At 62.9% G+C, this 12,680-nt stretch carries 12 protein-coding genes; 5 read left to right on the plus strand and 7 right to left on the minus strand.

From position 1 onward, the window contains the following. Positions 1-68: 68 nt before the first annotated feature. Positions 69-1,565: a CoA-acylating methylmalonate-semialdehyde dehydrogenase gene (locus tag KF794_04150; protein QYK45894.1), complete on the minus strand. Its 1,497-nt coding sequence runs from the start codon at positions 1,563-1,565 to the stop codon at positions 69-71. Positions 1,566-1,788: 223 nt separating this feature from the next. Between KF794_04150 and KF794_04155 the strand changes: the two genes are divergently transcribed. From KF794_04155 to KF794_04170, 4 genes are all read left to right on the plus strand, one after another. Beyond that, positions 1,789-2,559: a MotA/TolQ/ExbB proton channel family protein gene (locus KF794_04155; protein QYK45895.1), complete on the plus strand. Its 771-nt coding sequence runs from the start codon at positions 1,789-1,791 to the stop codon at positions 2,557-2,559. A gap of 29 nt (positions 2,560-2,588) precedes the next feature. Then, a complete protein-coding gene (locus KF794_04160) occupies positions 2,589-3,425 on the plus strand; it encodes a flagellar motor protein MotB (protein ID QYK45896.1) in 837 nt (278 codons plus the stop codon). 62 nt (positions 3,426-3,487) lie between these two features. Next, positions 3,488-3,811, plus strand: coding sequence for a rhodanese-like domain-containing protein (locus KF794_04165; protein ID QYK45897.1), 324 nt, complete (start codon positions 3,488-3,490; stop codon positions 3,809-3,811). A gap of 82 nt (positions 3,812-3,893) precedes the next feature. Beyond that, positions 3,894-4,997, plus strand: coding sequence for a polyamine ABC transporter substrate-binding protein (locus KF794_04170; protein ID QYK45898.1), 1,104 nt, complete (start codon positions 3,894-3,896; stop codon positions 4,995-4,997). Positions 4,998-5,009: 12 nt separating this feature from the next. On the opposite strand, the gene KF794_04175 is transcribed toward KF794_04170, so the two are convergent. The 6 genes from KF794_04175 to KF794_04200 are packed head-to-tail and all read right to left on the minus strand — an operon-like array spanning position 5,010 to position 10,303. Beyond that, positions 5,010-6,005, minus strand: coding sequence for a lipid A biosynthesis lauroyl acyltransferase (locus tag KF794_04175; GenBank protein ID QYK45899.1), 996 nt, complete (start codon positions 6,003-6,005; stop codon positions 5,010-5,012). Then, entirely contained in the window at positions 6,005-7,027 is a 1,023-nt protein-coding gene (locus KF794_04180) for a zinc-binding dehydrogenase (protein QYK45900.1), read from the minus strand. Before KF794_04180 ends, KF794_04175 begins: the two co-directional genes overlap by 1 nt. Before the next feature lie 33 nt (positions 7,028-7,060). Next, entirely contained in the window at positions 7,061-8,341 is a 1,281-nt protein-coding gene (locus tag KF794_04185) for a beta-ketoacyl-ACP synthase (protein ID QYK45901.1), read from the minus strand. Between the two features lie 10 nt (positions 8,342-8,351). Continuing rightward, entirely contained in the window at positions 8,352-9,542 is a 1,191-nt protein-coding gene (locus tag KF794_04190) for a beta-ketoacyl-ACP synthase (protein QYK45902.1), read from the minus strand. Between the two features lie 4 nt (positions 9,543-9,546). Then, positions 9,547-10,011, minus strand: coding sequence for a beta-hydroxyacyl-ACP dehydratase (locus tag KF794_04195; protein QYK45903.1), 465 nt, complete (start codon positions 10,009-10,011; stop codon positions 9,547-9,549). Positions 10,012-10,021: 10 nt separating this feature from the next. Further along, positions 10,022-10,303, minus strand: a complete 282-nt coding sequence (locus tag KF794_04200; GenBank protein ID QYK45904.1) for an acyl carrier protein — start codon at positions 10,301-10,303, stop codon at positions 10,022-10,024. A 486-nt stretch (positions 10,304-10,789) separates the two neighbouring features. Between KF794_04200 and KF794_04205 the strand changes: the two genes are divergently transcribed. Beyond that, entirely contained in the window at positions 10,790-12,679 is a 1,890-nt protein-coding gene (locus tag KF794_04205; protein QYK45905.1) for a potassium/proton antiporter, read from the plus strand. Position 12,680 lies beyond the last annotated feature (1 nt).

The following is a 12,680-nucleotide window of genomic DNA, read 5'->3' on the forward strand; positions in this document are numbered from 1 at the left end:
GCAACAGGACGATCCCGGCCTTCGTTACGCCAAGCCAGGACCACATTGAAGCGTTAGGCGCTTCAACGTCACTTCATGGTCGGGATAGTGAATTCCGCGCCACCCTTGATGCCGCTCGGCCAGCGCGCAGTTACCGTTTTCGTCTTCGTATAGAAGCGGACCGAGTCCGGCCCGTGCTGGTTCAGGTCGCCGAAGCCCGAACGCTTCCAGCCGCCGAAGGTGTGATAGGCGAGCGGCACCGGGATCGCGAAGTTGATGCCGACCATGCCGACGTTCACCTTGCTAGCGAAATCGCGCGCCGCGTCGCCGTCGCGGGTGAAGATCGCAACGCCGTTGCCGAACTCATGGTCGTTCGCGAGCTTGAGGCCTTCGTCGTAGTTGTTCGCGCGTACCACCGAGAGCACCGGCCCGAAGATTTCTTCCTTGTAGATGCGCATGTCCGGAGTCACTTCGTCGAACAGGCAGCCGCCCATATAGAAGCCTTTTTCGTAGCCCTGCATTTTGAAGTTGCGGCCGTCGACTTTCAGCTTCGCGCCTTCCTTGACGCCGATCTCGACGTAATTCTTCACCTTCTCCAGATGCGCGCGCGTCACCAGCGGCGGAATGTCCGCGCCCGCATCGGTGGACGGGCCGATCTTGAGGCTCTCGACGCGCGGGATGAGACACTCGACCAGCTTGTCGGCCGTGTCCTTGCCGACCGGCACGGCGACCGAAATCGCCATGCAGCGTTCGCCCGCCGAGCCGTAGCCTGCGCCGATCAGCGCATCGACCGCCTGGTCCATGTCCGCGTCCGGCATGACGATCATGTGGTTCTTCGCGCCGCCGAAGCACTGCACGCGCTTACCGCTCGCGGTGCCGCGCGTGTAGATGTATTCCGCAATCGGCGTGGAGCCGACGAAGCCGATGGCGCGGATGTCCGGGTCGTCGAGGATCGCGTCCACCGCTTCCTTGTCGCCGTTGACGACGTTCAGCACGCCGGCCGGCAGGCCCGCTTCAAGCATCAGCTCGGCGAGGCGCATCGGCACGCCCGGATCGCGCTCGGACGGCTTCAGGATGAAAGCATTGCCGCAGGCGATTGCCGGGGCGAACTTCCACATCGGGATCATCGCCGGAAAGTTGAAGGGCGTGATGCCGGCGACGACGCCGAGCGGCTGGCGCATGGAATAGATGTCGATGCTCGGACCCGCGCCGTCGGTGTATTCGCCCTTCAGCAGATGCGGGATGCCGCAGGCGAATTCGACCACCTCGACGCCGCGCTGGATATCGCCCTTGGCGTCGGCGACGGTCTTGCCGTGCTCGCGCGCCAGCATGTCGGCAAGCGTGTCGGTTTCCTTCGCGATCAGTTCGAGGAATTTGAACATGACGCGGGCGCGGCGCTGCGGGTTGGTGGCGGCCCAGCCGGGCTGTGCGGCCTTGGCGTTTTCGACCGCGGCGCGGACGTCGGCTTTATTGGCCAGCGCGACCTTCGCGATGATGTCGCCCGTCATGGGCTGGAACACGTCGCCGGTGCGACCGGATGTCCCCTTGGTGTGCTTGCCGCCGATGAAATGACCAACTTCGCGCATCGTACTCCTCCAAAAGTGCCGCGTTTTCCGCAGCTCATTGACGTTTTTAACCGGTCGTTAGGGTTCTCCTAGCGTAGCCCGCGAACGTGCGAAAGGGCGCAGACGACAATGCATTGGCCCAGCAAATTCCGGCACTTAACCCCTTCTTAGGCGCGCCCGGCTAACTATCGGAACCCAGAGTAAAGCGGCCAAGGACAGGCTGCACGCGTAAAGGGAGAACCCTATGGATTTGGCAACGGGCCTCGGCCTGATTTTCGGGTCGATTATCGTCGTCGCGCTGATCCTCATGGGTGGCGATCTCGGCACGTTCGTCGATTCTCACGCAGCCATCGTGATCTTCGGCGGTTCGGCCGCCGCGACACTCATTCGTTTTCCGCTTTCCTCGATCCTGCACGGCCTGCCGCTCGGCGCAAAATACGCCTTCACGATGCGGCGCATGACGCAGCTCGAACTCGTCGACGAGATCGCCCGCCTTGCCGAAGTTGCTCGCAAGGCCGGACCGCTGGGTCTCGAAAGGGAAGAAATTGAAGACCCGTTTCTGGCAAAGGGCGTGCGCTACGTAGCTGACGGTTACGACTCGTCGTTCATCCGCGACGCGATGGAACGCGAGCGCGAGACCTTTTTCATGCATCTGGATGAAGGCCAGAAGATTTACCGCGCGATCGGCGACTGCGCGCCTGCTTTCGGCATGGTCGGTACGCTGATCGGCATGGTGCAGATGTTCGCAAATATGTCCGATCCCTCGAAGCTCGGACCCTATATGGCGATTGCGCTGCTCGCGACGCTTTACGGTGCGGTGCTCGCAAACCTTGTCTGTCTGCCGATTGCCGATAAGTTGCAGGTCAAGCTCCATGACGAGGAGACGAACCGGACGCTGATCATCGACGGCGTGCTCATGATCCGCGAAGCCAAGAGTCCGGCAATCGTGCGCGAGATGCTCGTTGCCTATCTGCCGGAGCGTCACCATCACCAGCCGGAAGCTGTGCCCGCCTGATCCGGGCAGGGTGAGGGGCAGGTACCGAAATGGCGGTCAAGCGTAGACATGGCGGCGGCCACGGCGGCGGTCACGGCTGGTTCGTAACCTTCGCGGACCTGATGGCGCTCATGATGGCGTTCTTCGTCATGATCGCGGCCTACTCGACGATGGATAAGGAGAAAATGAAACTGATGACCGGCTCGATGCGCGATGCCTTCGGCACGCAGCGCGAGTCGCGTTACTCCGGTATCGTCGAAGTCGATGGCTTGCCGTTGCGCACGAAGCTGCTGAACGCCAAGACCAACCTGCGTCCCGATGAAACCAGCGAGCGTCCTTCGCGCGACGAGCAGGACAACGATCTGATTTCCGGCCTGCGCGCGATCCGCGACCGTCAGTTCGCGCTCGCTGCCGCATCGCTGCGGCAGGCTTTGCAGGATCTGCCGGAGATCAGCGAACTCTCCAAGCACATCATGTTCACCGAGACCAAAGAGGGTCTCAATGTCGAGATCGTCGATCAGGACGGGCGCTCGATGTTCCCGGACGGCTCCAAGGAACCGTACGAGCGCACCCGCAAGCTGCTGGTGAAGATCGCGGAAGCGATCCGCGCCATGCCGCACCGGATCGTCATTTCCGGGCACACCGCCGCGCAGAAAGTGCCGCCGCGCGGCGACTACACTTCCTTCGATCTCTCCGCCGACCGCGCCAATGTGGTGCGCCAGATTTTGCAGGGCGCGGGCGTGCGCACGCAGCAGGTCTTCATGGTCGCGGGCCGCGCCGACAGCGACCCGCTGTTTCCCGAAGATCCGTACATGGCCGCGAACCGCCGCGTGACCATCACGCTCCTGAAGGAAGCCCCGGCCGCACCGCCGAACCTGCGCCCCTAAAGTCTGCTTGACCTTCCGCCGCCGCCGCCGCATTGCTCGCGGCCTTGCGTGGAGCGCGCGGCATGGCCGGGAACGTAGAAGACCTTTCCCCCGAACAAGTGAAGGCCGGTATCGAGAACGGCTCGATCCTGCTGGTAGATGTGCGGGAACCGAACGAGCTTGCCGCCGAGCGCATCCCCGGCGCGGTCGATTTTCCGCTTTCGGTATTCGACCCCGCGGCGTTGCCCGATCCTGCCGGAAAGACGCTGGTGTTTTCCTGCCGCTCCGGCCGCCGCTCGGTGATCGCCTCGGAAGCGGCGCAGGCGGCGGGCCTGCCATACAACAAGCATCTCGCAGGCGGCATTCTCGCGTGGAAGGCCGCCGGCCTCGACACCGAAAAGGGTTGAGACGCCGGAAAGGTTGTTGAGCGCGCCGCCATTGCCGACTAGTTTCGCTCGCGGCCGTAACCTCGATCTCCGGGTGTCTTCGATGTTTCTTCGTTCGCTGAAAGTGTTCGCGCTTTTGCTCGCCGGTGCGTTTGCCGCTTCGGCGCAGGAGAAGGCCGTCAACATCTACAACTGGTCGGATTACATCGACCCGAAGGTGCTGGAAGAATTCACGAAGGAAACCGGCATCAAGGTGCGCTACGACACCTTCGATTCCAACGAAGTGGTGGAAGCGAAACTGCTCGCCGGCCGCACCGGCTATGACGTGGTGGTGCCCGGTTCGACCGTGTTGCGCCGCCTGATCGCGACCGGCGTATTCCAGAAGATCGACAAGTCGAAAATCCCGAACCTGCAACATGCGTGGCCGGAGATCACCAAGCGCCTCGCTGCCTACGATCCCGGCAACGAATACGCCGTGAACTATATGTGGGGCACCACCGGCATCGGCTACAACGTCGATCAGGTGAAGAAGCGTCTCGGCGACAAGCCGATCGACAGTTGGGAAATCTTCTTCAATCCGGAAAACATTGCAAAGCTGAAAGACTGCGGCGTGCATGTGCTCGACACTGCGGAAGAACTCATTCCCGCCGCGCTGAAATATCTCGGTCTCGACCCGGATTCGAAGAACGCCGCCGACATCGAGAAGGCAGGCGAGCTGCTGCTCAAGGTCCGTCCCTATATCCAGAAATTCCATTCGTCCGAATATTTGAACGCGCTCGCCAACGGCGAAATCTGTTTCGTAATCGGCTGGTCCGGCGACATCTTCCAGGCGCAGGCCCGTGCGAAGGAAGCGGCGGAGAAGACCAAGAGGCCGCTCGTCAATATCGCCTACGTGGTGCCGAAAGAGGGCGCGCAGATCTGGTTCGATTCCTTCTCGATCCCGAAGGATGCGCCGAACGCCGAGGCCGCGCATGTCTTCATCAACTTCATGATGCGCCCGGAGATTGCCGCGCGTAACACCAATCAGGTCGCCTATGCCAACGGCAACCTCGCGTCGCAGAAGGATGTCGATAAGGAGATTCTGGGCAACCCTGCGATCTATCCCACGCAGGATGTGTTCAGCCGCCTCTACACGGTGACGCCGTATCCGCCGCAGTTGCAGCGGACGGTGACGCGCATCTGGACGCGGGTGAAGACCGGGCGCTAGGCGAGAACGCAGTCACCGCCAGCGGCGGTGCAGCCAGAGCCATTGCTCCGGATATTCGCGGATCCAGCCTTCGACGACCGCGTTGATCGTCTGCGTCGCCGCGTCCACGTCGATCTTGCCGTCCTTGTCGCGGGGCAGGTCGAGCGGCTCGGTCAGGTCGAGCGCGAAGCGCCCTTCCGGCAGGCGGATGACGCGCGCGCCGTACACCGGGCAATCGAACTGGCGGGCGAGCCGCGCGGCAAGCGGATTGGCGCGCGTTTGCCGCCCGAAAAACTTGATCGGCACACCCTGGAAATACTGGTCCACCAGCACGCCGAGGATGCGGCCGCGTTCCAGCACGCCGGCCATCGTGAATACCGATTGTCGTTCGGAGCGGATCATCTCGCCCATCACGCCGGAGCGCGTGCGCTCGATGATTTCCTCGAAAATCTGGTTGTTCGGCGGGCGGAATACGACGGAGGATTTCAGGCCGTGTGCCGCAGCCGCAACCGCGCATAGTTCCCAGTTCGCGAGATGCCCGGTGAAGACGACCGCCGCCTTGTCGCGCTCGCGCAGCGCGAGGAATCGCTCCGATACTTCCTTGGAAATCGTGATGCGCCCGCCGCGTTCGGCGTTCTCGTCCCAGTCCCACAATTTGCCGAGATGGACGAATTCTCCTGCGACACGCCCCAAATTATCGAACACGCCGGTCAGGATTTTCTCGATCTCTTCGTCCGTTTTTTCCGGGTAGGCGGCGCGCAGGTTCGCGCGGCCGAGTTTGGCGACGCGGATGCGCGGGCCGATCTTGCGCGCGATCCACGCGGCGGCATCGGCGGAACGATCCGGCCCGATCTTTTGCAGGATGAAGATGAGCGAAAGGACGAAGCCCTTGACTACAAGCCGCCAAATCAGGCCGAGCGGCCAAGTGATCGGCAGCAGCACGAAGCCGATCGTGCGCTTCATACCGCGGATATAAGGATTGTACTTCCACCAGTGCCGGAAGCCGTAAGGAAACAGCCGGCGCATCATCAGAAGCGCACGACGATCTTGCCGAATACGCGACGGCTTTCGAGGCGCTCCAGCCCCTTCTCGAATTCCGCGAGTGGCAGTTCGGTGTCGATGACCGGCTTCACGCCGCGCGCCATTTTCGCAAGGCCCTCGCCGACATTGCGGATCGCGAAGCCGAACGAACCGAAGATTTTGTATTGCTGCTGGAACAGCATCATCAGGTTCATCTGCACCGTCGGGCCGGAGGTCGAACCGCAGGTGACGAGGCGGCCGCCTTTCTTCATGGAGAGCAGCGAGCCGTTCCATGTTTCCGCGCCGGTGTGCTCGAACACGACATCGACGCCTTTTTTCTTGGTCAGTTTGCGCACCGCGCCTTCGAAGCGGTCGGTCTTGTAGTTGATGACTTCATCCGCGCCGAGCGCTTTTGCTTTCGCTGCTTTCTCGTCGTCGCCGACCGTGGTGTAGACCACCGCGCCGATGTCCTTCGCCAGCCGGATCGCGGCGGAGCCGATGCCGGAGCCGCCCGCCTGCACCAATACCGTCTCGCCGGATTGCAGCTTCGCGTTGTCGAACAGCATGTGCTCGACGGTTGCGAAGGTGAGGGGCGCGCAGGAAGCATCCGCGGGAGAAACGCCGGCAGGCACTTTCACCACCAGCCGCGCCGGCCAGTTGTAGAGATCCTGTGCGAAGCCGTCGATGTGAAAGCCCGCGACGCCCGCGACGTTCTCGCAAAGATTGTCGCGGCCCTCAACGCACGCCTTGCAATGATTGCAGGTCATCGCGCCGTAAGGCACGACCGGATCGCCGACCTTAAAGCCGGTTACGCCTTCACCAATCGCGGCAATTTCGCCGGAGGCTTCCGCGCCGACCACGAGCGGCATCTTGCGCTTGGCGAAAGCCATGCCGCGCCAGCCCCAGACGTCGATGTGATTGAGCGCGACCGCGTGGGTGCGCACCTGCACTTGGCCCGGCGCGGGCGGGGCAGGCGGGTCGATCTCGGAAATTTCGAGCTTGCGGTCCCCGAACAAACGCAACGCGCGCATTGCTGACAATTCCCTGCTTCGGCCCGGCGCGGTTTACGCCGGTTCGCCGGTCAGCACGATGCTGACGTTCTGTCCGCCGAAACCGAACGAGTTGGAGAGCACGCGCGTCACCTTCGCGTCGCGCGCCGTGTTCGGCACCACGTCGAGCGGGATCAACGGATCGGGCACGGTGTAGTTGATGGTCGGCGGGATGCGCTGGTGCGCGAGCGTGAGCAGCGAGAACACTGCTTCGACCGCGCCGGCGGCGGAGAGAGTATGGCCGATCATCGACTTGTTGGAGGAGATCGGAATCTTCGTGTCCTTGCCGAACACTTCCGTCACGCCCAGCGTTTCCATCTTGTCGTTTTCCGGCGTCGAGGTGCCGTGGGCGTTGATGTAGTCGATGTCGCCTGCGCCGATGCCGGCGTCTTTCAGCGCGTTGTTGATGCAGGCGATGATCGGCTTGCCGTCGGGGCTGGAGCGGGTGCGATGGAAGCTGTCGGAAACTTCGCCAAAGCCCGCAACCACGCCGAGAATCTTCGCGCCGCGCTTGGTCGCGTGTTCGAGGCTTTCCAGCACCAGCGCGCCAGCACCTTCGGCGATCACGAAGCCGTCGCGGTTCTTCGAGAACGGTTTGGATGCCTGCGTTGGGTTTTCGTTCTGCGTCGAGAGCGCGGAGAGCAGGGAGAAACGGATCAACGACTCCGCATGCACCGAGCCGTCGGTGCCGAGCGCGAGTGCGGCTTCGCAGTCGCCGCGGCGGATCGCTTCCGCGCCGAGTTGAATCGCAGTGCCGCCGGATGCGCAGGCGGTCGAGACGGAAATCGGCAGGCCCTTCGTGCCGAAGCGGTCAGCGATGCGGTCCGCAACCGTTCCGAACAGAAACATCTCGTGCCATTCCGGATGCCTCGAGCGGCCGGAGATTTCCAGCGCGAGTTCGGGCGTGAACGCCGCCGCCGGATCGGCTTCCGCGGCGATGGCATTCCGCTGCGGCCATTCGATCTCGACCGGCGGCACGGCGCAGAATAGCGGACCCGGAAAATCGGCTTTCGCGCCGATGCCGGACTGCGCCACCGCTTCTTCGGCGGCCAGCGCCGCGAGGCGCTCGGAGAGTTCGGGCGCGGCCACGGGCCGGTCGAACAGGAAATCGACCGTGCCGGAAATCGTGGTCTTCAGTCCGTCGATCGGAAAGCGGGTGATGCGGTGAATCCCGGAGACGCCGGAAGTGAGCTTCTTCCAGTTGTCTTCCTTGCCCTGTCCGAGCGAGGTGACGACGCCCATGCCGGTCACCACCACGATCGGGCGGCCCATCGAATCCTTGAACTGGTTTGCCATCGCGAACCTCTTATCCGGCGGCTTCGACGATGCCGACGCCTTCGCCGCTCCAGTGACCGACCGTAGAGACGATCACCGACTTTACCCCATCCGCCCCGGAGGCTTCCAACTCCACGCCGTCGAAGGCTTTCGGCAGCTTGCCGCTCTGGACCGCGAGTGCGCCGAAGGCGAGGCCGAACGGGAAAGACGGCTCGAACAGGTGTCCGATACGGCTTGCCACTGCGCGCACGGGAAGCTGCGCGGCCTGCAATGCTTTCGCTTCTTCGCCGGTCGCCGGTTCGACGCCGCTGGCGGTGGAGAAGATCGCGGCGGGCGAGGGCGCTTTCGCCTTCGCCTCGTCGATGAGGCTGCCGATGGACTGGCTGACCGCGCCTGCATTGGCGCGCTTTGCCCGCGCTGATTTAACCAGCGAGATTTTGGCGATCATTTTCGCGCCGCGCGCTTCCGCGTGGGCGCGGGATTCGAGCACGAGGAATGCGCCGCCGCTCGCGGTCGCCATGCCCGGCTTGCGGTCTGAAGCGAAAACCGGCTTGAACTCGTCGCGATAATTCAGTCCCGCATATTCCCAGAGCGCGATCATGTCGGGCCGCGCCGCGTTATACGCGCCGCCGACAAGCGCGATGTCGCTGGTGCCCGCGCCGATGCGCGCGGTTGCGACCCGCACCGCCTCGATGCCGGAGCTTTCCTCGCCCATGAAGGTGCGCGAAGAACCCGTGACGCCGTGCACGATGGAGATATTGCCCGCGAGCAGGTTCGAGAGCTGCGCGAGGAATAGCGTGGGGCGCAATTCGGTTTGCAGCCGCTCGTTCAGCTTCGCGCCCGGATTGTTGGCGGTGCGCAACTCGCCGGAGATCGAGGCGTCGACGTTGATGTCGCGCTCGCCGCCCGCGGCCGCGACGATCATGTCCATCCGTTGCAGGATTTCTTTATTGCCCGCGACGCCGGCGTCGGTCAGCGCCAGGCCGGCGGTGTAGGTGCCGATCCGTTGCCACGGCTCCATCTGCCGCTGGTCGCCCTTCTTCGGAATCTGCTTGTCGAAATCCACCGGTCCAAGCGGATGGATGAGGAACGTCGGATAAGTCTTGAAATCGGTGACCGGCACGTCGCCGGAAACGAAACGTGTGAGATGCGTCTCCGCGCCTTCGCCAAGCGAAGTGAGGAGGCCAATGCCGGTGATGATCGTGTCGCGAGAATTGTCCATGAGCTTATGCCGGCAGCGGCAGGCCGATCTGCTGCGCGCGCGCAAGCATCAGCCTGGAGAAATCGGGTGAGGGGAACGGCATGTAGCGCAGCGTGATGGTGGCATCCGCGACCGCCGAGCCGTCCTCGCGGCGGATCTTGCATTTGGTGATGCCGTAGCCGGAGCCATCGTGCTCGACATTCGCTTCGGCAATCAACGTCACGGAAGGCTGCACGAAGTCGCGGAACTTGGCTTCCTTCGCCGCGGCGAGGAAAGCCATGCGTTCGAACTTGAGCTTGGCGAGCAGCAGCCAGCCGGAAGCCTGCGCCATGAACTCGATCAGCATGACGCCCGGCACCAGCGGATGGCCGGGGAAGTGTCCTTCGAACACGGGGCTGGCCGCGGGCACGTTGCCGCGCGCGAGTATCCGGCCCTGTTCGAGGTCGAGCTGTTCGATCCGGTCGACAAGCTCGAAATATTCGAGCCGCATATGGAACGCCTCAGGCGCTCTTGGCGGCGACGAGTCCGTCGATGCGCTCGGCGAGGTTCTTCAGGACGAAATACTGCTCGTCCGCGACTTTCCCCTCGTTCACCTCGGCGGTCCATTGTTCGATCGGCATCTTGATGCCGAACTTCTTGTCGATGGCGAAGGCGATATCGAGGAAGTCGAGGCTGTCGATGCCGAGGTCCTTGGAGACGTGGCTATCCGGCGTGATCTGGTCGCGCGGGATGTCGCAGGTTTCGGCGATGATGTTGGCGACCGTGTCGAAGGTCGAGGACATGAACTGGCTCCGCGCGAGGCCGGATAAAGCGGCGGGAAGGGATTTCTTGGCCGGGAATGGCGGCTATGCGCAACCCCGTTTTTCGCGGGTCCGTATAGCGGACAGGGCACCCCCTTTCAATGCCGGGGCCGAGGATGAAATAGGCACAAACCGGCATTCCGTAAGGGAAAACAGCCGTCCGCGGCGCAGGGATGCGGCACCGGCAGGGATCGATTCCCGCCCACGATCCTTGGAAAGCCTGCCCATACACATCGCCGCCGGAGAGAGCCGAACGAGTCGGCAAACGGATTGCCACGCCGTCGTCCAGCCAACTGCCTGTCGCCGGCGTGGGTCTTGAGGGAGCGAGATACCGTTCGAGACCAGACGATGCGCTGACGGCTGCTGCAGGCGAGCAGATAACGCATTCAGGGCATCATATTCGCTAAATTCGTCCTGATTCTACGCAGATATTCAGAGACGAACGTTTAGCGGTTTCTCATAATAGGAATGAGAAGCATCGCCGGGAGTGGCCCAGCCCCGCCCGTGAAGGGGTTTGTCCGCGCCGTGACTACGTTTTCGCTCACCTATGCCAACGCCTTGCTGCTGATTGGTGCAGCGCTGGCGGTGATCGGTGTATTTTCCAGCCTGATCGCGACCCGGCTCGGCGCACCGTTGCTGCTGGTCTTCCTGCTGATCGGCGTGCTCGCAGGCGAAGACGGGCCGGGCGGGATCAAGTTCGACGATTTCGCCTCGACCTATGTTGTCGGTTCTGCGGCGCTTGCCATCGTGCTGTTCGACGGCGGGTTGCGCACGCGCTTCGCGAGCTTCCGGGGAGCGCTCTATCCTGCGATGACGCTGGCTACCGTAGGCGTCATCATCACGGCCATTCTGGTCGGGATTCTGACGTGGCTTCTGTTCGGCTGGGGTTGGCGCGAAAGCCTGCTGGTCGGTGCGGTGGTCGCCTCTACCGACGCGGCGGCAGTTTTCTTCCTCCTGCGCGCGGGCGGCCAGCAACTGAAGCGCCGGGTCGCGGCGACACTGGAAATGGAATCCGGCACCAACGATCCGGTCGCCGTATTCATGACCATCCTGCTGGTACAGGCGATCATCGCAAGCCAGCAGCCGGAGGCCGCGCAATACGGCTTTTCGCGTGTCGTGCTCACGGTTCTGAAAGAAGCAGCGGTAGGTGGTTTGCTTGGCGTCGCCGGCGGGTTCGCCATCTCGCTGGCGTTGAACCGCATCTCGCTGCCGTCGGGTCTGCATCCGCTCCTTGTCGTCGCAAGCGCGGTTTTTATTTATGCGCTGACTGTGTCGGCTGGCGGCTCCGGTTTCCTCGCCGTCTATCTGGCCGGCATCGTGCTCGGCAATCGTCCGGTGCGCGCGTTCGCGTCCATCACGACGTTCCACGATACGCTGACCTGGCTTTGTCAGATCGTCATGTTCATCATGCTCGGCTTGCTGGTGACGCCGAGCGCACTGGTGCCGTATCTCTGGAAGGCGCTGCTGATCGCGGTATTCATCATCGTTCTCGCGCGTCCCATCGCGGTATGGCTGTGCCTTTCGCCTTTCCGCTTTGCGCAACTCGAGAAGATTTTCATTTCATGGGTCGGATTGCGCGGCGCGGTTTCGATTTTTCTCGCGGCGATCCCGAAACTCTCCGGCGTACCGGAAGCCGATGAGATTTTCGGCATCGCGTTCGTGGTCGTCGTCGTTTCGCTGATCGTGCAGGGCTGGTCGCTTTCCAGTGTTGGAAGAAGGCTCGGTGTCGCGCTCGACGATCCGGCGCCTTCGGTGAAGCGCATCGAAATCGACTTGCCCGGTCAGCTCGACGAGGAACTCGTCGGCTATCCGATTGTCGAAGGCAGCCCCGTGGTCGGTCACGGCACTTGGCCGGCATGGGCGCGGCCCGTTCTCATCATCCGCAATAAAGCGATACTTTCGCCGACGGAAGCGGGCGCGCTTCGTGTCGGAGATTACGGCTACTTCCTCGCGCCACCGCAGCGCGTCGAACGGCTCGACCGCCTGTTCGCGCCGAACGAGGGCTATATCGACGAGGAAACTTCCGCCGCGTTTCCGTTCAAGGGCGATATCCGCATGGGCGCGGTCGCGGATATGTACGGGCTTAACGTGCAGCCCGGCGAGCGCGACATGACGATTGCAGAATTGTTTGCGCAGCGTTTCGAGGACTCGCCGCGGCCCGGCAACAAGATCGATCTCGGCCTGGCGCGGCTCGTGGTGCGCGAACTCGACGACGACAGGGTTACGGAAGCGCGTCTCGATTTCGTGCAGGAACCGCAAGGCGGGTTCGCACCCATCCGTTCGCGTTCGCTGCGCCGCCTGCTAGGTTATCCCAAACGGTTCGCGCGCAAAGTTGCACGCAACCAGCAGGGCAAATGAA

The sequence above is a fragment of the Xanthobacteraceae bacterium genome, from assembly GCA_019454205.1.
In the GTDB taxonomy this organism is placed as follows: Bacteria; Pseudomonadota; Alphaproteobacteria; order Rhizobiales; family Xanthobacteraceae.